This is a genomic window from Alteraurantiacibacter aestuarii, assembly GCF_009827405.1.
Taxonomy (GTDB): domain Bacteria; phylum Pseudomonadota; class Alphaproteobacteria; order Sphingomonadales; family Sphingomonadaceae; genus Alteraurantiacibacter; species Alteraurantiacibacter aestuarii.
This window is the reverse complement of sequence record NZ_WTYY01000002.1, coordinates 117,840-138,656: the sequence shown is the minus strand read 5'-3', so window position 1 is coordinate 138,656 and position 20,817 is coordinate 117,840. Positions and strand designations below refer to the sequence as shown.

General features: G+C 63.1%; 17 protein-coding genes. 11 read left to right on the top strand and 6 right to left on the bottom strand.

The features are described from left to right. Positions 1-130: 130 nt before the first annotated feature. Both GRI32_RS03255 and GRI32_RS03250 read left to right on the top strand, forming a co-directional pair. On the top strand, positions 131-817 hold the full coding sequence (locus tag GRI32_RS03255) for a YqiJ family protein (RefSeq protein ID WP_337190143.1): 687 nt from the start codon (positions 131-133) through the stop codon (positions 815-817). An 87-nt stretch (positions 818-904) separates the two neighbouring features. Continuing rightward, on the top strand, positions 905-2,596 hold the full coding sequence (locus GRI32_RS03250; protein WP_419866760.1) for a flotillin family protein: 1,692 nt from the start codon (positions 905-907) through the stop codon (positions 2,594-2,596). An 87-nt stretch (positions 2,597-2,683) separates the two neighbouring features. Here GRI32_RS03250 and GRI32_RS03245 read toward each other — a convergent pair whose 3' ends face one another. The 5 genes from GRI32_RS03245 to GRI32_RS03225 form a co-directional block, all read right to left on the bottom strand. Next, positions 2,684-3,292, bottom strand: coding sequence for a hypothetical protein (locus tag GRI32_RS03245; protein ID WP_160589707.1), 609 nt, complete (start codon positions 3,290-3,292; stop codon positions 2,684-2,686). Further along, entirely contained in the window at positions 3,292-3,819 is a 528-nt protein-coding gene (locus GRI32_RS03240) for a sigma-70 family RNA polymerase sigma factor (protein WP_160589706.1), read from the bottom strand. The genes GRI32_RS03245 and GRI32_RS03240 overlap by 1 nt, the downstream gene beginning before the upstream one ends. 113 nt (positions 3,820-3,932) lie before the next feature. Then, entirely contained in the window at positions 3,933-4,136 is a 204-nt protein-coding gene (locus GRI32_RS03235; RefSeq protein WP_160589705.1) for a hypothetical protein, read from the bottom strand. Further along, positions 4,136-4,639 (bottom strand): GreA/GreB family elongation factor, encoded by a 504-nt coding sequence (locus tag GRI32_RS03230; RefSeq protein ID WP_160589704.1) that lies wholly within the window; start codon positions 4,637-4,639, stop codon positions 4,136-4,138. The genes GRI32_RS03235 and GRI32_RS03230 overlap by 1 nt, the downstream gene beginning before the upstream one ends. Positions 4,640-4,656: 17 nt before the next feature. Next, positions 4,657-6,591, bottom strand: a complete 1,935-nt coding sequence (locus tag GRI32_RS03225; RefSeq protein WP_237437361.1) for a lytic transglycosylase domain-containing protein — start codon at positions 6,589-6,591, stop codon at positions 4,657-4,659. 126 nt (positions 6,592-6,717) lie between these two features. Between GRI32_RS03225 and dapA the strand changes: the two genes are divergently transcribed. After that, entirely contained in the window at positions 6,718-7,599 is an 882-nt protein-coding gene (gene dapA / locus GRI32_RS03220) for a 4-hydroxy-tetrahydrodipicolinate synthase (RefSeq protein WP_160589702.1), read from the top strand. Positions 7,600-7,652: 53 nt separating this feature from the next. On the opposite strand, the gene GRI32_RS03215 is transcribed toward dapA, so the two are convergent. Beyond that, positions 7,653-8,843, bottom strand: coding sequence for an acyl-CoA dehydrogenase family protein (locus GRI32_RS03215; protein WP_160589701.1), 1,191 nt, complete (start codon positions 8,841-8,843; stop codon positions 7,653-7,655). A 141-nt stretch (positions 8,844-8,984) separates the two neighbouring features. Here GRI32_RS03215 and smpB point away from each other — a divergent pair, with 141 nt between their 5' ends. The 8 genes from smpB to alaS all read left to right on the top strand — a co-directional run bounded on the left by smpB (position 8,985) and on the right by alaS (position 20,814). Next, positions 8,985-9,467 (top strand): SsrA-binding protein SmpB, encoded by a 483-nt coding sequence (gene smpB, locus GRI32_RS03210; protein ID WP_160589700.1) that lies wholly within the window; start codon positions 8,985-8,987, stop codon positions 9,465-9,467. Between the two features lie 94 nt (positions 9,468-9,561). Beyond that, positions 9,562-10,125, top strand: coding sequence for a DUF2062 domain-containing protein (locus tag GRI32_RS03205; RefSeq protein ID WP_237437360.1), 564 nt, complete (start codon positions 9,562-9,564; stop codon positions 10,123-10,125). Positions 10,126-10,153: 28 nt separating this feature from the next. Beyond that, complete coding sequence (locus tag GRI32_RS03200) at positions 10,154-12,613, top strand: response regulator (protein WP_337190142.1); 2,460 nt, start codon at positions 10,154-10,156, stop codon at positions 12,611-12,613. A 77-nt stretch (positions 12,614-12,690) separates the two neighbouring features. Further along, entirely contained in the window at positions 12,691-14,178 is a 1,488-nt protein-coding gene (locus GRI32_RS03195) for a DUF4139 domain-containing protein (protein WP_160589699.1), read from the top strand. Between the two features lie 10 nt (positions 14,179-14,188). Next, the gene (locus GRI32_RS03190) at positions 14,189-15,811 is read left to right on the top strand and encodes a DUF4139 domain-containing protein (protein WP_160589698.1); all 1,623 of its coding nucleotides are present in this window, start codon (positions 14,189-14,191) and stop codon (positions 15,809-15,811) included. A 133-nt stretch (positions 15,812-15,944) separates the two neighbouring features. Next, a complete protein-coding gene (gene recA, locus GRI32_RS03185) occupies positions 15,945-17,009 on the top strand; it encodes a recombinase RecA (protein ID WP_160589697.1) in 1,065 nt (354 codons plus the stop codon). Positions 17,010-17,253: 244 nt separating this feature from the next. Further along, positions 17,254-18,075 carry a class I SAM-dependent methyltransferase gene (locus tag GRI32_RS03180; RefSeq protein ID WP_202385918.1) on the top strand — a complete coding sequence of 274 codons (822 nt, stop codon included), beginning with the start codon at positions 17,254-17,256 and terminating at the stop codon, positions 18,073-18,075. An 84-nt stretch (positions 18,076-18,159) separates the two neighbouring features. Continuing rightward, complete coding sequence (gene alaS, locus GRI32_RS03175; RefSeq protein WP_160589696.1) at positions 18,160-20,814, top strand: alanine--tRNA ligase; 2,655 nt, start codon at positions 18,160-18,162, stop codon at positions 20,812-20,814. The last annotated feature ends 3 nt before the right edge of the window (positions 20,815-20,817 follow it).

Genomic DNA, 20,817 nt, shown 5'->3' with positions numbered 1-20,817 from the left:
CGTATTCCGGCGATCAAGTAGCTCCGGAATCGATACTTCCAAATCCGGTTTATCTGGCTTTATCCCACTGTTTCCGCTAAATGATTGAGGCAGAAGCAAAGAACAGGGGAGGGGCCGAAGGCGGTTGCCAGTGGCCGGTATTACCATGAGTTTACTGGCCGATCACAACCTGCCGTTCGCCATAGCGCTGGGCGCGATGTTGCTGCTTTCGCTGCTGCAGATCATCGGTCTGGGTGATCTGGATTCCGGTTCTGATGTGGATGTCGATCTGGACGCTGATGTCAGCGCGGACCTGGATGCGCACGCATCGGCGGATGGTCTGCCGGATGTGGGCGTGCTGGGCGCGGTTACCACGCTTCTGGGTATTGGCCGGGTGCCGTTCCTGATCTGGCTGATTGTGTTCCTGTTCCTGTTTGCGGGCATTGGTGTCAGCATTCAGTCACTGGCGCAAAGACTGACCGGCGCGCCGCTGTACAGCTGGCTGGCAGCGGTGATCACGCTGGGCGCGACCTTGCCCGTCACCAGCGCGCTGGTGCGGCCGCTGGCGCGCATTCTGCCCAGGGATGAGACCAGTGCGGTGGCGCTGAATACGCTGGTCGGGCGGCGGGCGCAGATCACCACCGGCACGGCGCGCACGGGCTATCCGGCGCGGGCCAGCGTGCGCGATCAGTTCGGCCATACGCACCACGTGATGGTGGAGCCGCACGACGCGAACAGTGAATTGCACGAAGGCGACGAGCTGCTGCTGGTGCGCCGCGAAGCACAGATATTCTTTGGCATTTCGGTGGCTGAGCGCACGCTCGCCCCGCTCAGCTGACCAGTTTACGAATAAGGAGAGGACATGGAAAATCTATTGAGCACCACCGTGATACTGAGCGGTGCCGGAGTCATCGGCTTCCTGGCGATGTTTATCTTCATCATCAAATTGTACCAGCGCGCGTCCAAGGAGACCGCTTTTGTGCGCACCGGTGCCGGGGGTGAGAAAGTGGTGATGAACGGCGGCGCGCTGGTGCTGCCCGTGTTCCACGAAACCATGCCGGTCAACATGAACACGCTGGTGCTGAGCGTGGTGCGGCGCGATGCCGAGGCGCTGATCACGCTCGACCGCTTGCGGATCGACGTGAAGGCCGAGTTCTACGTGCGCGTAAAGCCCGATGCCGAGGCCATTGCGATGGCCGCGCAGACGCTGGGCCAGCGCACCATGCAGCCCGAGGCGCTGAAGGATCTGGTGGAAGGCAAGTTCGTCGATGCGCTGCGCTCGGTCGCGGCGGGTATGACCATGAATGAGCTGCACGAACAGCGCGCCGACTTCGTGCAGAAGGTGCAGCAGGTTTCGTCCAACGATCTGTCGATGAACGGACTGGAGCTGGAATCGGTCTCGCTGACCGGGCTGGACCAGACCAGTATCGAACACTTCAATGCCAACAACGCCTTTGATGCCGAGGGCCTGACCAAGCTGACCGAGCAGATCGAGGCGCGCAAGAAGCTGCGCAACGATATCGAGATGGACACGCGCGTGCAGATCGAGACCAAGAATCTCGAAGCCGACCAGCGCTCGTTCGAAATCAGCCGCGACAACGAATTCGCCCGGCTGGAGCAGGAGCGCGAAGTGGAAATGCGCCGGGCCAAGCAAGGCTCCGAAGTGGCGCGAGAGCAGGCCGAACGCAGCCGGGAAGCGGATTCCGCCCGGATCGAGGCGAAGAAGCAGGTCGATGCGCAGCAGATCGAGGCCGACCGGCTGGTGGAAGAGGCGCGGATCGATCAGGCCCGCGCGCTCGAAATCGCCCGTCAGGAGCAGCAGATCGCGGTTCAGAACAAGAGCCGGGAGGAAAGCCAGGCCAAGGCCGAAGCCGATGCCGCCCGCGCCAAGGCCGTGGCAGCCGAGGAATCGGTGACCACCAGCCGCGAGACGGAGATTGCCGAGCGCGACAAGCGCATCGAACTGATCGAGGCCGCCAAGGTGGCTGAGCGCGACGCCATCGGCGTCAAGGTCCAGGCCGAGGCGGAAAAGGATGCCGCCACCAACCGCGCCGAGGCCAGCCGTCTGGCGGCCAAGGGCGATGCCGATGCCGAAATCCTGCGCGCCGAAGCGGACCGCGTTCGCTTTGAGGTGGAAGCAGCCGGTCAGCGGGCGATCAATGAAGCGGCCAACCTGCTTTCGTCCGATCAGATCAGCCTGCAAACCAAGCTGGCACTGCTGAAGGTCCTGCCCGAACTGGTGCGCGAAAGTGCCAAGCCGCTGGAAGCGATCGATTCAATCAAGATCGTCCAGGTTGACGGCCTGACCCAGCGCAGCGGCGCGCCGGGCACCACATCTGGCGGCGGGGGCAGCACTGGCAATCTGGCCAGCGATGCGGTGGCAGCAGCCCTGTCCTACCGCGCGCAGGCGCCGGTCCTGGACGGGCTGATGAAGGAGCTGGGACTGGACGGTTCCTCGCTCGGCAAGCTGGTCGAAGGCGCGGCGAGCAGCGAATATGCACCCGCAGCGCCGCTGGCGCAGGCCAGCGCTGCGCTGGAGGTGGATACTCCGCCGGTAGCCGAGATTTCGGAAAAGGGCGGGGCTCAGAAGGCTGGAAAGTCCGACAAGGCCGAATAGGCCCCGCGCGGTTCACACAGGAAGGGCGGGCGCGGATACCCTCCGCGCCCGCCTTTGCTTTTGAGTAAGCTACTGCCGGGTCAGGGACTACTCGCGGCGCAGCGCGTCGATCTCGTCGATCATGGCCTGCAGCTTCCGGGCGCCAAGCTTGTTCAGCCACCACACTGCGGCGAACACCAGCGGCGCAAGCGAAACCTTCAGCACGACCTTGAACCAGGACAATTCGCCAATCTGCGGTGACAGGGCGAGAGGGGCGAGCAGGAGCACAGCCAGCCCAGGCACGAAGGGCAGGATGTACCAGTAGAACACGCTGTCTATCGCGTCACGCTGGCGCACCAGTTCCGCACGCTGATAGTCGAGCACCGAATTGCGCCCGCCATCCACCGGTGGATCGAGCGGCGCGGTGCGGCGATGCAGCTGCCACAGGGTGAAGACCGTGCCGATCATGACCAGCGCTGACCCCAGGCGAATGATTGCCGCGGGGATCACCGCCGGGGTCCACGGCAGCGGGCCGACAATCACCATCCATCCAAAGCCCAGCAACACCAAGACGCCGGCAAGATACTCGATCAGATTGCGCCGCTGGATCTTGCGGCGGAATGTGTCGGCCCGGGTGCGCAATTCTTCCAGCGGGGGCAGTGCGCTTGCGGAGCCGCTTGATTGCCAGCTGCGGCGGGCTTCATCTTCAGGTGACATCAGTCGATCTCCTTGTCGGCATAGGGCTTGGCCAGCAGTGCCTTCAGCCGGTGGATGCGGCTGCTGACTGCGGTGGGGGAAAGGCCCGTAACTTCGCCAATTTCGGCAGCGGTCAGATCTTCCAGAAACAGCAGCATCACTTGCCGGTCAGTGGGGGCCAGCCGGTGAATGGTGGCCAGCAGGCGGGCAGCCATCTGGGCTTCACCCGTCTCGGCCTCCGGGTTGTCCGGCGCGGCCAGTTCCTCGATCACCTCCAGCGTTTCAAGCCCACCGCCGCGCTGGCGTCGGCTGCGCTGGATGTGGCTGACGGCAACATTATGCGCGATGCGGTACACCCAGCTGCGGATGGAGCACTGCTGTTCGAAATAAGCGAAGCTGCGCCACAGGGCGGCGTGAATATCCTGCACCAGATCGCGGCAGAGATCGGCATCGGCTTCATAGCCGCGCGCCAATCGCTGGATGGCGGCGCCAAAACTGGCAGCCGCTTCGGCATATTGTTCATCCTGGCTGATGTGGGCGCGTTGCACTGCGGAAATTTCCTCCCCTGGTGCAAGGATAGTCCACCTGCGGGGGGATTTGTCACACAGGTTCTGAAATAAACTTTTCAGCCCGTGGTTCGGCCAGCCTTTAAGCCAGCCTTTCAGCCCTCATGCATGTCCAGATAGGCCACCACATCATTGTCCGTCGCCAGATACAGGCCCTCCTGCATATCCTCGGGCTGGTTTGCGGCCATCTGCAGCGCCTGCTCCAGCGTGCCGTAGAACAATGTGGTGACCGCGCCGCCCTCCGCCGCGCCGTCCAGATGATACAGCCGCACGGTGGCCTCTGAGAATGTCGAGCGCATCAGCTGTTTCCCTGTTGGGGTGAGGGCGGATAGGATATTTCCACCACTTCCCATTCCTTCGTGCCGCCGGGCAGGCGGACGGTGCGCAGATCGCCGATGGCTGCCCCGCGCAGCGCGCGGGCGATGGGGGCGCTCCAGCCGACCATGTCCTTCGATGCATCCTGCTCGTCATCGCCCACCAAGGTGAGGCTGCGCTGATTGTCATCCTCATCGGCGATGGTGACATGGGCGCCAAACCAGATGCGGCTGTGGTCGGGTTGTTCGGAAGGGACGATGACCTTGGCCGCCTTCATCCGCCGCGCCAGAAAAGCCAGTTCGCGGTCGATCTCGCGCATGCGCTTGCGGCCATAGATATAGTCGCCATTTTCGCTGCGATCGCCATTGCCCGCCGCCCAGCTTACAATGGCGACAATCTCGGGCCGCTCCGTGCCCAGCAAATGGTCATAGCGGGCCTTTAGCGCGGAAAGACCGGCTGGCGTGATGGGATTGCTGGCGGGCTTCACGAATCCGGCGGGCGCGCTCAGCGCAGGAAATCGGCCAGGGTGCGGGTGCGACCGGCCTGATCGGGATAGAGGTGTTCATAGACCACGGCGTTTTCCAGCACGCGCTGGACGTAGTTCTTGGTCTCGAAAAAGCCGATTTTCTCGATCCATTCGGTCCATGAAATCTGCCCGGTGCGCGGATCGCCGTTCTCGCGCAGCCACTTGTTCACATTGCCGGGACCAGCGTTGTAAGCCGCCACCGCCAGCGGATAGGACCCGTCATAGCGGGCCAGCAGGCGCTGGATATGGTTGGAGCCAAGGCGGATATTATACGCCGGATCATCGATCAGCGATGCGGACATGTACTGTATGCCTGCACGGCCCGCTTCCTCGCGCGCGGTGCCGGGCATCAGCTGCATCAGGCCGGTGGCCCCTGCATGGCTGATGGCATTTTCGGCAAACTGGCTTTCCTGCCGGGTAATGGCGTGAACCATCGTCCAGTCCGTTCCGGCCGGAACATCCAGCCGCGGATAGCCGATCTGGGTGAAGCCATCGTGGCCATCGGCCATCGCCGCATCGGCCAGGTTCACGGCCAGATCGCGCCTGCCGATGTCGCGGGCCAGTTCCGCCACCAGCAGATGCTCGCTCATGGTTTCGGCCTGGTCGGCAATCGCGCGGTAAAAGCGGATACCGGTGCGCCACGGCGCATCGCGGGCCACTTCGGCCACGGCTGCGGTCAATGGGGCGGAGAGGAATGCGGCGCGCTCGTCAGGGGCGATGGCACCTTCGGGCGATCCGGCAAAGCTGGGCAGGTCGCGGCCCATCGCGGCAAGCGCCAACTGGCCATAGAAGCGGTCACCATACTGGCCCGCCATCTCGTAATAACGGTTCGCCTCGGCGGTATCCCCTGCCTGGCTGGCGGCATAGCCGGCCCAGTAAAAGCCCTTGGAGCGTGTCTGCGGCGTGCGCGCGGCGGCGCCGTAGCGATAGAACAGCGGAGCGGCAGCGGCACTGGCGCCGCGTTCCCACAGCGCCCTTGTCCCGCCCAGCCACATCAGCGAGGTGTAATCGTCGCGCAATTTGTATGTCTGGCGGGAGATATCCTCTCCCGGCACGAAGGCATCGTCGATCGACGCGGCAATCGCCTGCGCGCTGCGGGCATCGGCAAGCCGCGCAACGGTGAGCAGTTCTTCCACCCATGCGGTCTGGTCGAATGGCAGATGAGCCAGCGGCTGGCGGTTGGTGAGCAGGGCAATCGCCTCTGACCGGCGCCCTTCCTGGCGCAGTTCACGGCTGCGATTGTACAGATAGCCCGGATCGGTCAGCGCCGCCGGATCGGTGGTGGCGCCATCACCGCCCTGCAGGATGGCCAGCCGCGCTTCGAACAGCGGGCGGCGCGCGTCGGACGTGCGCACCAGCTGGCGCTCTGCGGCTTCGCGGTCCCGCTGCCACAGCAGCGCATCCATGCGCGCATCATGGTCTGCCTGAGACAAGGCGTCGCCATGCATGGCGGAAATGGTTGCTTCGGCCGTCGGGCTCATCTCACCCTCGCGCCAGGCGTTGACGGCTCTTGCCTGCGCGGCCACCGGGTCCACCCCGGCCAGTGCGAGCGCATAATGCGCCTTGGCCTGATTGGTCACCGGCTCATAGCGGGCGAAAAAGGCCAGCAATTGTTCCGGCGGCACGAATTCCTCGCGCAGGCGGCCCTCGGCATAGCCGCGCAGCCGGTCCTGATCGGGGAAGCCGGGGTTGGCGAGCAGGAAATTGGCATAATCGGCGAAGTTGAGATCCGCATTGCCGGTCAGCCGTTCCCAGCGGGCAATTTCAGGAGCCATCCGTCCGGGGCCGCTGGCGACCAGGCTGGCGCGCGCTTCCTCCCAGTTATTCGCCGCGTCGTTCGCGGGCTGCGCACAGGCCGAAAGGGGAAGGGCGACCGTGCCGCCAAGCAGCAGGGCGATCACAAGGGGGGGCATAGCAGAACGAACCATGCTGGACATAATGGTGGGCCTCTCCTTATCAGGGGCTGAACAAGTGCTCCCCATACAGGGTGTTTGAGGGGCAAAGGCCTCGTTTTTGGGGACAATGCAAGAGGTATACCCATGTTCTCAGGCTCGATTCCGGCTCTGGCGACTCCTTTTCGCGACGGATCGTTTGATGAAGTGGCCTTCCGACGTTTCGTCGACTGGCAGATTGATAATGGCTCATCCGCGCTGGTGCCGTGCGGCACCACGGGTGAATCCGCCACGCTGGACAATGATGAACACCACCAGGTGATCGCCGCCTGCGCCCAGCAATCGAACGGCCGTGTGCCGGTGATTGCCGGTGCCGGGTCCAACGATACGCAGACCGCGCTGTGGCACATCAAGGAAGCGCAGGTGGCCGGGGCCGATGCGGTGCTGCTGGTCGCACCTTATTACAACCGACCGGGCCAAGTGGGCCTGCTGGCGCATTTCAGCTATCTGGCGGAGCGGTCCGAACTGCCGATCATGCTGTATAATGTGCCCGGTCGCACGGTGACGGACATTCTGCCCGAAACGGTGATCGAACTGCATCGCCGCTTCCCGGACAAGATCGTGGCGCTGAAGGATGCCAGCGGCGACCTGTCGCGCGTGGTGACCCAGCGCATGGGCGCAGGGCCGCATTTCTGCCAGCTTTCCGGCGATGATCCGCTGGCGCTCGCGGGATATGTGCTGGGCCAGACAGGGTGCATTTCGGTGACGGCCAATGTCGCGCCAAAGCAGTGCGCGGAGTTTCATGCTGCAGCACTGGCGGGCGATTACGTGACCGCGCGCGAAATGAATGAGCGGCTCTATCCGCTGCACCGGGCGATGTTCGTCGATCCCAGCCCGGCCCCTGCCAAATATGCGCTCAGCCGCCTGCATGACTGGTGGCAGCCCGACGTACGATTGCCGATCGTGGAATGCAGTGATGCGGGCAAGGCAGCGGTGGATGCGGCAATGGAGATCGCTGGAATCGTTTGATCGCCGGGGCAGTCAGGCCGAACAGGTTGCAGTGTTGGCAAAGCGCTGATCGCTCAATACAGCGGGCTCGGGTGTTCCTGACCCAGCATCATAGCGCCATACGTCGCCAGCGCCGCGTCGGACACGATCATGTGCTGGTTCAGCGTCAGCGCATCGCGGGTGCATTGTTCCAGCACCTGTCCCTGGAACACCGCATTGGCGCCCATCAGATCGAACAGCATGCGGGTGACATCCACCGCCATGCGGAAGCTTTCCACATTGGCCAGGGCGAGGCGGCCCTTGGTCCGGACCGATGGTGATCCGGCCTCAAGTTCGGCCCAGAAATCATTGGCGGCGCTGTATAAAAAGGCCCGCGCTGCGCCATATCGGGTGTCCGCGCGAGCGATGGCCATGCGCACGTTTTCCAGCTCTCCCATCGGGCGCGGCGGGATGCCGCCCTGCTTCTCGGCGATGGCTGCTTTGGCCGCATCGAGCGCCTTGGCTGCGCAGCCCAGCGGCACTGCGGCCATGGTGGTCACCCAGTTGAAACCGCTGGAATAGAGCGCCTGCTTGCCCTCAAACAGCGCCGCCTCGATCCGCATCGCCTGATCTTCGGGAATGAACACGCCTTGGGCGCGGTAATGGTTGGAGCCGCTGCCGCGCAGGCCATGCGTGTGCCAGCTATCCTCTATTTCCAGCTGGTCCGCGCGGCAGAAGGCGAGGCGGATTTCCGGCATGCCGTTTGCGCCGGTGACCGGCTGGCCATGCTGATGGATGATGCCGCCCGTCATCACCACATCGGCATGGGTGATCCCGCTGCCGAAGGGGAAGCGGCCCGAAAGCTCATATCCGCCCTCCACCTGTTCCAGCACGCCGCGCCCGGCGGTGAACTGGCCCGCGGTGATCATGTCCGCATCTGGCAACAGGCGCGCGGAGGCACCGGGCGGCAGCAATTCGGCCAGCAGGCCGCTGTCCGTGCCGATCTTCACGCACCAGCCGACGGAGGGATCTGCCCGCGCCAGCACTTCGATCACTTCGAGATGCTGCGGAAGGCTCATCTGCGGGCCGCCCTTGCTGATTGCGCGGCCCATGCGGAAGAAACCGGCGCGGCGCAGATCGGCCACCAGATCGGCGGGCAGGCGGCGCAACTGCTCGATCTCTGCGCTACGGGCGGCGATGGCGGGCGCCATCATATGCGCATTGGCGAGGATCTGCCCGGCGCTCAGATCACCGGAAATTGCGGCTGGCGTTGCAACACTTGCCATTGGTTTGAACTCTCCCCCGGCGAGTCGATGGCTCGCTTTGATCGCCAGTCTATCGCCCGCCAGCATAAGACCAAGTGCGCATGCCCATTTCTCCTTGTGCCATTTGCTTTTTCTGCGGGCGCGCCTACATGCCCGCTCACCATGGCGCGTCCCAAACCCACCCCTTTCGACAAGCAGAAGATCGTCGCCGAAAATCGCCGCGCGCGGTATGATTATCATATCGAGGACGTGTATGAGGCCGGTCTGGCGCTGCAAGGCACAGAGGTGAAATCGCTGCGCTTTGGCGAGGGCTCGATCGCCGAAAGCTATGCCGACATCCGCAATGGCGAGGTCTGGCTGATCAATGCCAATATTCCCGAATTCAGCCACGGCAACCGCCACAATCACGAACCCCGCCGCCCGCGCAAGCTGCTGCTGAAAGAGCGCGAGATAGAAAAGCTGTTCGGTGCAGTAGAGCGCAAGGGCATGACGCTGGTGCCCTTGTCGGTCTATTTCAACTCACGCGGACGGGCCAAGGTGGAACTTGCACTGGCCAAGGGCAAGCAGACGCATGACAAGCGCGCATCGATCAAGGATCGCGACTGGAAGCGCGACAAGGCCAGATTAATGCGCGAAAAAGGCTGATCGCACCGGTAGGTCGCCGTTAAGCGCCCGTTCGTCGAATGGACAGTAAGTGTCACTTCCTTGGCGATATTAAAGGTGTAAGGGACACCGCAGCATGACTGCCCAGAAACAGAGCTGGTACCGGCCCAAAATGCCGACGCGCGAGGAGATGGTTCGCAACCGCTGGCTTGCGCCAATCGCGCACCGCTTTGCGCGGTCGGAATTGTGGCGCTTTACCCGCCGTTCTGTGCCGCGCGGCACCGCTCTGGGTCTGTTCGCCGCCTTTATCGTGCCGTTCGGGCAGATTTTTCTCGCTGCATTCCTGGCTCTGCCGGCGCGTGCCAATGTGCCGGTGGCAGCGCTGCTGACCTTCATCACCAACCCCTTCACCGTGCCCTTCTGGATCGTGGTGGCCAACAAGGTCGGCCGCTTCGTGCTGAAGATCGATGCCGTGGCCGGCGGTGCCGCCCAGGCTGAACTCAGCAGTGGCAGGTGGGAAAGTTTCGGCTGGTTCCAGGTGCTTGAAGGCGTGGGAGTGACCGCATTCGGCTTCGTCATCCTGTCAGTGGTCACGGCTGCGCTGGGCTATGTGCTTTCCAGTTTCACCTGGCGCCTGATGGTGGCACGCAAATGGACCAGGCGACCGGGGCGCCGGAAAGTGCTAGACCCCGCGGAATGATCCGCGTGCAGGGGAAGGGAACGGGGCAGTGAGCGTGGCACGCATACAGCAATCACGCAGTCTGGTGGATAGTCTTGCCGTGGCCGCCGCCGTGCTGGCCAGTATCGCGCTGATCCATTTTGTCGCCGGAAATACCATCGTCACGCTGGCCTTTGCTGGCGGGCTGACGGTGCTGGGCCTGCTGGCCTATACCGCCGCGCGCTATCGCCCTGCACAACGCGAGGCGATGGAACTGGCGGCACCCGACTGGTCCGTAACCGTCGCCGCAATCGAGCAGCCCGGACAGGCCATAGCGATTACCGACCGTGCCAACCGGCTGGTCTGCGCCAATGCGGCGTTCGAATTGTGGTTCGGCTCCAGCATGGCACCGCCGCGCCTGCCGGTGGATGGCGGATCGTCCGAACTGCTCGCCAAGATCGCCCGCAATGCCTGGCGCGATGGCAGCAGCGGCGAAGTGGTGACGATCGCCGATGAAGGCCATTCCTGGACGGCGGAAGCGGTGCGCGCCGGGCGCGGGGACGACTTCCTGATCTGGCGTTTCAACCCGGTGCTGCGGGCCGAGCCGCTGGTTGCCATCAGCAAATATCTTTCCGGCACCTTTGGCCGCATTCTGGGTGCAGCCGGTATCGCCGCCGCGCTGGTGGGACCCGACGGGACAATTCGCGCGGTCAATCCCGCTTTTGCCAGGCGTGCTCACGGCGATGAAGGCGCCAGCATGGTGGGCCAGGAATTCGTGGCGCAATTGCGCTCCGACGACCGCGACCGCATCTATTTCACGCGCGAGGCGCAGAAGGGTTCGCCCCAGACGCTCGTCCACGTGCCATTGAGCGACCCGGCCGCAGTGGAGGGCGGGGCCGACAAATCCGCAGACGAGGCGCCCACGCTGATGCTGCTGCTTGATAGCGGTGTCGGACTGGGCGGCTGGGGCGGGGAGACGCGCGGCCAGGTGCCGCAGCTTGAGGCCTTGCTGGAACAATTGCCGCTTGGTCTGGCGATGACCGACAGGGACGGCCACTTCCTGTTCGCCAATCCCGCATTCCGCCGGGCTGCCGGGATCGAAGGGCGCAATCTTCCGCCCTATCCCTCCGACCTGGTGATACCGCGCGACAAGACCGCCATGTCCGATGCCGTGCGCCGTTATGGCCAGGGACCGGCCAACAGCGGAGATATTGCCGTGCGCCTCCGGCAGGAACCGGACGATCCTGTATCGCTGGGCCTTGCCGGTGTGCGCGGTCTGGGAGAGGCATCGGTGCTGCTCAGCCTGGCCGATACGACCGAGGAAACGCGCCTGAAAAGGCAGGTGGCGCAGGCCACCAAGATGCAGGCGGTGGGCCAGCTTGCAGGCGGCGTGGCGCATGATTTCAACAATGTGCTGACCGCCATCATCGGCTATTGCGACCTGATGTTGCTGCGTCATACGCCGGGTGACAGCGATTATGACGATATCCAGCAGATCAAGGCCAATTCCAACCGTGCCGCCAGCCTGACGCGGCAATTGCTGGCATTCAGCCGCCAGCAGACGCTGCAACCCGAAGTGCTGCAACTGCCCGATGTCCTGTCCGAAGTCTCGCAACTGCTCAAGCGGCTGCTGGGCGCCAAGATCACCCTGCGCGTCCACCATGATCGCAATCTGGGTCCGGTCCGGGCCGATCCGCGACAGCTGGAACAGGTCATCATCAACCTGGCCGTGAACGCCCGCGATGCGATCTATTCGGGCAAGGCCGGGGAAGGTGGCAGCGGCACGCTGTCCTTCGCCACGCGCAGGGTGGAAGCCAGGGACATCCGCCGCATGGGCAATGAGATCATCCCCGCTGGCGATTACACCGTGCTGATTGCCGAGGATACCGGCGGCGGCATCCCGCCCGATGTGATCGGCAATATCTTCGAACCCTTCTTCACCACCAAGGAACAGGGCAAGGGCACCGGTCTGGGCCTTTCCACCGTCTATGGCATCGTCAAGCAATCGGGCGGGTTCATCTTCGCCGGCAACACGAAGGCCGCCGATGGCACGACAAAAGGCGCGCGCTTCACCATCTACCTGCCCGTCCACAATGCCACCGAAGAGGAACTGGCCAAGGCCGAGGTGGAGGAAGCGGCGCGCAACTGGTCTGGCGGCGGACGCATATTGCTGGTGGAGGATGAGGATATGGTCCGCGCCGTGGCAGAGCGTGCTCTATCGCGGCAGGGATATGAGATCGTCACCGCCAGCGATGGCGATGAAGGTCTGGAGCAGGTCCAGGCGGGCGAGAAATTCGATCTCGTGGTCAGCGACGTGGTGATGCCCAGCATGGATGGCCCGGCCATGGCGCGCGAAATCCGCAAGTTGCAGCCGGACCTGCCGGTGCTGTTCATGTCCGGCTATGCCGAAGGTCAATTGCGCAGCCAGATCGACATGGCGGCGATGCATTTCATCCCCAAGCCGTTCAGCGTGCAGCAGATTGCCGACAAGGTGGGAGAGGTCCTCGCCCTGTCACGCAAACAGCCGTAGTCCCTCTGTTCAGCACGGATAAAGGTGAAGGTTACATTATTACATCGAATTCCCGCAATCGGGGGGAGAGGATCGATATGAAACTGCACGCTATTGCCCTGGCAGGCCTGCTTGCCGCCACCACGCTTGGTTCTGCTGCCAGCTTTGCCCAGACGGACCCGGCCAGCGACGAGACATCGCAAGGGGACGTTTCGGTCACCATTTATAACAACGGTCAGTCGCTGGTGCAGGATATCCGCCAGCTCGATATCCGCAACGGCAGGTCGGTCGTCACATTTCCCGATGTCTCCGCCATGATCCGGCCCGAAACGCTCAGTTTTGCCGCGGCCAACACCTCGATCGTCGAGCAGAACTTCGATTTCGACCTTCTGACCCCGCAAAAACTGATGGAGAAGGCGATTGGCCAGGCGGTCACGCTTATCCGCACCAATCCGGCCACTGGCGCAGAAACGATGCAGCGGGCCGAAGTGCTCTCCACCGTGGGCGGCGTTGTGGTGCGGATCAATGGCCACATAGAGGTGCTGCGCGATGATGGCCTGCCGGTGCGGGTGATCTTCGATGAAGTGCCGCCAAACCTGCGCGCACGGCCTACGCTTTCGGTCACGCTGGAAAGCAATCGGTCGGGCACGCGGCCTGCATCCATTCGCTATCTCACGCCCGGCCTTGGCTGGTCGTCTGACTATGTCGCGCTTTATGATGAACAGCGCGGCACGGTGGACATGCAGGGCTGGGTCACGCTGACCAACACCACCGGCACGACTTTTCACGCGGCGGACACTCTGTTGGTGGCAGGCAATGTCAGCGGCAGTTTCAGCCCCGCGCGGCGCGATCTGGTGCGGCCCGGCACCGAAACTGCGGACCGTGAGCGGCTGGGGGACTTCTATCTCTATCCGATCGCGGAGCGCACCACGATCGCCAACAACCAGACCAAGCAGGTCAGCTTTCTGGATGTGCAGGGCGTGCCCGCGCGCCGCGTCTACACCCGCAATGTCGGCTGGCTGACGAGCGATTCCGATCCGGTCAACGCCTCCAGCGCGATCAGCTTCTCCTCCAGCCGCGAGGGCGGGCTGGGCGATGCTCTGCCAGCGGGAACGGTGCGTTTCTACCAGAATGACAGCCAGGGTACCCCGCAGTTCATCGGTGAGAACGGCATTGGCCACACGCCGATGGGCAGCGTGCTCAGCCTGCGCACGGGCGATGCCTTCGACATTTTCGTCCAGGCCGAAGTGGAGCAGCGCGACCGCATCACCGCGGCGGAATATGAACGCAGTGCGCGTTACCGCGTGATCGAGGATGGCGAGGTTACCCGCACCGTGGAGGTGGAGCGTGCGGTCGATTATTATCGTACCACCATGCGCTACACCTTCACCAACGCCAAGCCGGAGGCGGTGGACGTGGACCTTGTCCAGTCTGGCCTGGACCGGGGCTGGTGGAGCCGCGATTTCCGCGTGGTGAATGAGGATGTGGCGGGTGAGCAGCTCAATGCCGGAACGCGCCGCTATGTCGTCAGCGTTCCCGCCAACGGGACGCGCATTGTGCGGGTCACATACGAAACCAGGTATTGAGGAGCCGCCGGTGGCGCGTCTCCACACATTGATCCTGCCGCTGCTGTTGTGGAGCGGCGGCGCAAGTGCCCGCGAGGTGGTGGATGCCTCCGCGCCGCAGGATCTGGCGGTTACCGTCTACCGCGATCCCAACCGCGGCCTTTATGGTGAAATGAACCGGGACTGGCCGCAAGGCTTCGCCATGATAAGCGAGACGCGGCAGGTTACCCTGCCTCCGGGCGAATCCACCATCCGCTTTACCGGCGTGGCAGAGGGCATGGTGGCCGTCAGCGCCATCGTCACCGGCCTGCCGGGCGGGACGATAGAGAAGAACCGCAATGCCGACCTGCTCAGCCCCGCTGCATTAGTGGACGGGACGCTTGGCAACCGCGTGCGCATCACCCGCACCAATCCCGGCACCGGGCAGGAGGCCAGCGAAAGCGCCATCATCCGCACGCGGGCCGACGGCGGACTGGTGCTGCAGACGTCGCAAGGGTTTGAAGCCGTGCGCTGTTCGGGCCTGCCCGAAAGGCTGACCTTCGATGCCGTGCCGGATGGCCTGTCCGCGCAGCCGGTGTTCTCCATCGATACGCGCGACGCTGCTGGCGGCACCTATCAGATCACGCTCACCTATCTTGCCTGGGGCTTCGACTGGCAGGCCAATTATGTCGCTACCCTGCACGAAAATGGCCAGGGGCGCGGTGCTGGCGAGGGCGGCGGCGGCGATGATGTGCGCATGCGGTTGATGAGCTGGCTGACCATCCTCAACGACAACAACCAGAGCTTTGAAGGCGCAGAGTTGATGGCGGTGGCTGGCACGCTCAACGTGGTCAGCGATTTTCAGCAGCTGGCCGATCCGCCTGATGCGCGGCCCTTGCAACTCACCTGCTACCCTTTCGGCAGCACGGCAGCGGGATCGCCTGAACCCTATTTCGGCTATGACTACGCCGTTCCACCTCCGCCCGCACCGATGATGGCAATGCGCGAAAGCATCGTGGTCACCGGCGCGCGGATGGCCGATGTCTCCAACGAGATGCCGCAGTTCAAGGCGGAGGAGGAGCAGCTGGGCGACCTCAAGCTCTATCGCATCCCGGAAAACGTCACCGTCTCTGCCCAGGGCCTCAAGCAGGTCGCCTTCCTCGACCGCGATGAGGTGGCCGGTCGCTTCCTCTATGAAACCACGTGCCAGCCATTTTATGAGACCGAAGAAGCACAGGCGGCCGATATCCTGTTCGCCACGGTGAATGACGAGGAGCATGGGCTGGGCGTTGCGCTGCCATCGGGTTCCATCGCCTTCTTTGAACCTTCCGCCACGGGTGAGCTGCTGGTGGGGGAGGAGAATTTGCGCGATTATGCCAGCGGCCAGGACGTCGAGATCGGGTTGGGGCAAAGCAGCCAGGTCTTTGCCCGCTGCCAGCGCCTGACCAGCCATGACCCCTATGAAGAAAAGACCTGGTCGCAGATGCGCACCACTCTCACCAATGCCAATCCTGCGCCGGTTTCGATGCGGGTTGTCCTGGGCAGTCCGGTGGAATGGGACCTGCGCGGAGTGGGCAGCACGGTCAAGAACGGCCGGCGAATCGTCGAAGTGACAATCCCTGCCAATGGGGAGCGGGTGATTGACTGGCAGGTCCGCCCGGCGCTGGCCGAATAGCGCCAAAAACCACCCTTTTCAGCAAATCCAACAAAAATTCTGTTCCGCTCTTGTTCTAATAGAACAAAGTGGGTACATAGTGTTCCAGTTGATGAATCGAATGCAACGCTAGGAATGATTGGAGGGCCGTGTCATGGCTGCAAGTCTGAAATTGGTAGACAAGGAATCCAAGGTGGACCGTCAGAAGGCTCTCGACGCAGCGCTCGCGCAGATTGATCGCGCATTCGGCAAAGGCTCGGCCATGAAGCTGGGCAGCAAGGAAACGATGAACGTGGAATCGATTTCCACGGGATCGCTCGGCCTTGATATCGCGCTTGGTATTGGCGGCCTGCCCAAAGGGCGGGTGATTGAGATTTACGGCCCTGAAAGTTCGGGCAAGACCACGCTGGCGCTGCATGTGCTGGCCGAAGCGCAGAAGAATGGCGGCACCGTCGCTTTTGTCGATGCCGAACATGCGCTCGATCCTGTCTATGCCCGCAAGCTGGGCGTGGACATTGATGAACTGATCATCTCGCAGCCCGATACCGGCGAACAGGCGCTGGAAATCGTCGATACGCTGGTGCGCTCTAACGCGATTGACGTGCTGGTGGTCGATTCTGTTGCGGCACTGGTGCCGCGTGCAGAAATCGAAGGCGAGATGGGTGACAGCCATGTCGGCCTGCAGGCCCGCCTGATGTCGCAGAGCCTGCGCAAGCTGACCGGTTCGATCAACCGTTCCAAGTGCATGGTGATCTTCATCAACCAGCTGCGCATGAAGATCGGCGTGATGTACGGCAATCCGGAAACCACGACCGGCGGCAATGCGCTCAAGTTCTATGCTTCGGTCCGCCTCGATATTCGCCGCACCGGCCAGATCAAGGACCGGGACGAAGTGGTGGGCAATTCCACCCGCGTCAAAGTGGTCAAGAACAAGGTCGCCCCGCCGTTCAAGCAGGTCGAATTTGACATCATGTATGGCGAGGGCATCTCCAAGCTTGGTGAAATCCTCGATCTGGGCGTGAAGGCCGGTCTGGTGGAGAAATCGGGTAGCTGGTTCAGCTATGACAGCATCCGCATTGGCCAGGGGCGTGAGAACTCCAAGCAGTATCTGAAGGAAAATCCCGAGGTTTGCGACAGGTTGGAAGCCGCCATTCGCGGTAAAATCGACGTTGTCGCCGAGGAAATGATGGCAGGCCCGGACGCGGAGCCTGAAGTCTGATCCTCAAGAAGCTGCGCCCGGCCGGTTGATTTCGGTCCCTGGGGTGCGCTTATGGAAACGGAGCCGGCGCAATGCCCCAATCGGGCAGAGCGTCGGCTTCTTTCGTTCTGAAATCGCTGCCGGTGCTGCTGGCCTAGTTTCAATTCCGATCCATTCGTTGCACTGGAATTGTGCAGGCCTTGGGTGCTATCCACCTGCTGCAACTGACAATTTGCTGCCAGCGGGCAGCGGGGATGGACGGATAATGGACAAGAGCGAATGGCAAACCAGCGCTGGTGACACCTGGGCGGCGGAATGGCGCAGAACCGATCGCAGCTTTATCGCGGTAACCGACAAGCTGATCGAGCGGACACGCAGTTTCAATTTCAGCCAACTGCTGGATATTGGCTGCGGGGCAGGGGAGCTTTCGCTTGCCCTTGGTCGCGGCAGGCCGGAAGTGCGCGTGCTGGGTGTCGATGTCTCACCGGCGCTAGTCACGGCAGCCCGATCGCGCGCGGTCAATCTCGCCAATGTGGATTTTGATCTGCACGATGCCGCCACATGGGCACCACCTGCCGGATTCGCTCCGCAATTGCTCGTCTCCCGTCACGGGGTGATGTTCTTCGATGATCCGCCGGCAGCTTTCGCCAATCTTGCGCGCGCCGCGGATGCAGGCGCCAATCTGCTGTTTTCATGCTTTCGTTCGCCAGCGGAAAATCCTTTCTTCACCGATGTCGCACGTCTCCTGCCGCAGGCCCCGCCGCCTCCGCCACCCGGTACTCCTGGCCCGTTTGCCTTTGCCGACAAGGACCGCATGACATCAATCCTGACCGCCGGTGGCTGGGAATCCATCGCCATCGATCCGTTCGATTTTGCCATGGTGACCGGGGCTGGCCCGGATCCGGTAGAAGATGCCGTCGGCTATTTCTCCACCATTGGCCCGGCAGCCACCGCCGCGCGGGCGATGGAAGAGAGTGACAGGGAGCGTTTCCTTGACCGGATTCGCGATCTGGCCAGCCGCAATTGCCGGGAAGGCATCGTCTCTCTGCCCGCCGCCGGGTGGATCGTCACCGCGCGCAGGGCCTGACTCTGTGCAAAATCGAACGCGGCGATTGCTGCAAGCGCTTTAATGCGCTTGTCGAGGTCGCCGCCACGTCCTAACTCGGCTGGCATGAATTCTACCAACGATATCCGCCGCGCGTTTCTCGACTATTTCGCGGCCAATGATCACCTTGTGGTGCCATCCGCGCCACTGGTGCCCTATAATGATCCGACGCTGATGTTCGTGAATGCGGGCATGGTGCCGTTCAAGAACGTGTTCACCGGGCTGGAAACACCGCCCGCGCCGCGCGCTGCCAGCAGCCAGAAATGCGTGCGCGCCGGGGGCAAGCACAACGATCTGGACAATGTCGGCTATACCGCGCGGCACCTGACCTTGTTCGAAATGCTCGGCAATTTCAGCTTTGGCGATTACTTCAAGGAGCGCGCGATAGAGCTCGCCTGGGGCATGATCACCAAGGAACTGGGCCTTGATCCGCAGCGCCTTTCAGTCACCGTCTATCACACCGATGATGAGGCGTTCGACCTGTGGCGCAAGATCGCCGGCCTGCCCGAAGACCGCATCATCCGCATCGCCACCAAGGACAATTTCTGGGCCATGGGTTCGGACGGACCGTGCGGCCCGTGTTCGGAAATTTTCTGGGATCACGGTCCTGAAATCGCCGGTGGCCCGCCCGGATCGCCCGATGAGGATGGCGACCGCTTCGTCGAGATATGGAACCTGGTGTTCATGCAGCACCTGCAGGAAGCGGACCAGATCACCGGGGACCTTCCGCGCCCCAGCATCGACACCGGCATGGGGCTGGAGCGTATCGCCAGCGTGATGCAGGGCGTGCACAATGTGTTTGAGACAGACACATTCCGCGAACTGATCGCCGCCAGCGAGGAAATGTCCGGTGCCAAGGCGCAGGGTGAGCAGCTCGCCAGTCACCGGGTGATTGCCGATCACCTGCGTTCCACCAGCTTCCTGATTGCCGATGGCGTGCTGCCGTCCAACGAAGGGCGCGGCTATGTGCTGCGGCGGATCATGCGCCGCGCCATGCGCCATGCGCATCTGCTGGGTGCGGACAAGCCGCTGATGCACCGCCTGGTGCCCGCTCTGGTGGGCGAGATGGGCCAGGCCTATCCTGAATTGCCGCGCGCCGAAGCGCTCATCACCGAAGTTCTAGAGCGTGAGGAAACCCGTTTCCGCCAGACGCTGGAAAAGGGCCTGCGGCTGCTCGATGAGGAAACCTCGCAGCTGGGCGATGGCGACAGCCTGCCGGGCGAAACCGCCTTCAAGCTGTATGACACATTCGGCTTTCCCTACGATCTGACCGAGGATGCCCTGCGCGCACGCAACATCACCGTGGACCGCGACGGGTTCGATGCCGCCATGGCGCAGCAGAAGGCCGCTGCCCGTGCCGCGTGGAAGGGTTCGGGCGCAGCTGCGGATGGCGAATTGTGGTTTGATATTGCCGAGCGCGAAGGCGCCAGCGAATTCACCGGCTATGCCGCCACCGAGGGCGAGGGCCGTGTGGTGGCGCTGATCGTTGATGGCAAGGAAGTCCAGCGCGCCGATTCGGGGCAGGAAGTGATCCTGCTCACCAATCAGACGCCCTTCTATGGCGAAAGCGGCGGCCAGACCGGTGACAGCGGCACGATCAGTGGCGATCGCCGTCTGGAGATGGTTGTCAGCGACACTTCCAAGCCTCTCGGCCGCCTGCATGCCCACCATGGGCGGATCACCGGCGGGTCTGTGGAAGTGGGCGACACCGTGCATATGCAGATCGATGCAGAGCGCCGTGATTGCATCCGCGCCAACCACTCCGCCACGCATCTGCTGCATGCCGCCTTGCGCAATCATCTGGGTGACCATGTGACGCAGAAGGGTTCGTTGGTTGCGAACGACCGGCTGCGCTTCGATTATTCGCATCCCAAGCCGCTCGATGCGGATGAAGTGGAAGCGATCGAAGCCGAAGTGAATGCCGAAATTCGCAACAATGCACCGGTTTCCACCCGCCTGATGAGCCCCGATGACGCCATCGAGGCGGGAGCCATGGCGCTGTTTGGCGAGAAATATGGCGACGAAGTGCGCGTCCTCTCCATGGGCCGCGGCGACTGGCAGGGTTCGGGCCGCAATTACTCGGTCGAGCTGTGCGGCGGCACCCATGTGAAGGCGACCGGCGATATCGGCCTGCTGCGGATCATCTCCGATAGCGCGGTATCATCGGGCGTGCGCCGGATCGAGGCGTTGACGGGTGAAGCCGCGCGCAAATGGGTTGTCGGCCGCGAGGATGCGCTGAAAGCTGTCGCCGCCACGCTCAAGACCGCGCCCGATGAAGTGCTCGAACGCGTTGCTGCGCTGATGGATGAGCGCAAGAGCATGGAACGCGAACTGGCCGAGGCGAAGAAGCAGCTCGCGCTTGGCGGCGGGGGCGGTTCGGCGCCTGCTGCGGACGAGGAAGTGGGCGGGGTGAAATTCTCCGGCCAGGTCCTCCATGGCATGAATCCCAAGGAATTGCGCGGCCTGCTGGATGAAGCAAAGCAGCGCATGGGATCGGGCATCGCGGCAATCTGCGCGGTCAATGATGGCAAGGCAGCCTTTGCCGCAGCAGTGACCGATGACCTGACCGATCGCTTCAGCGCGGTCGACTTCGTGCGCGCGGGTGTCGAGGCGCTGGGCGGCAAGGGCGGCGGTGGCCGCGCGGACATGGCACAGGGCGGCGGACCCGATGGGGACAAGGCCGATGAGGCGATTGCCGCTGCGAAAGCTCTGCTGGCCTAGGAC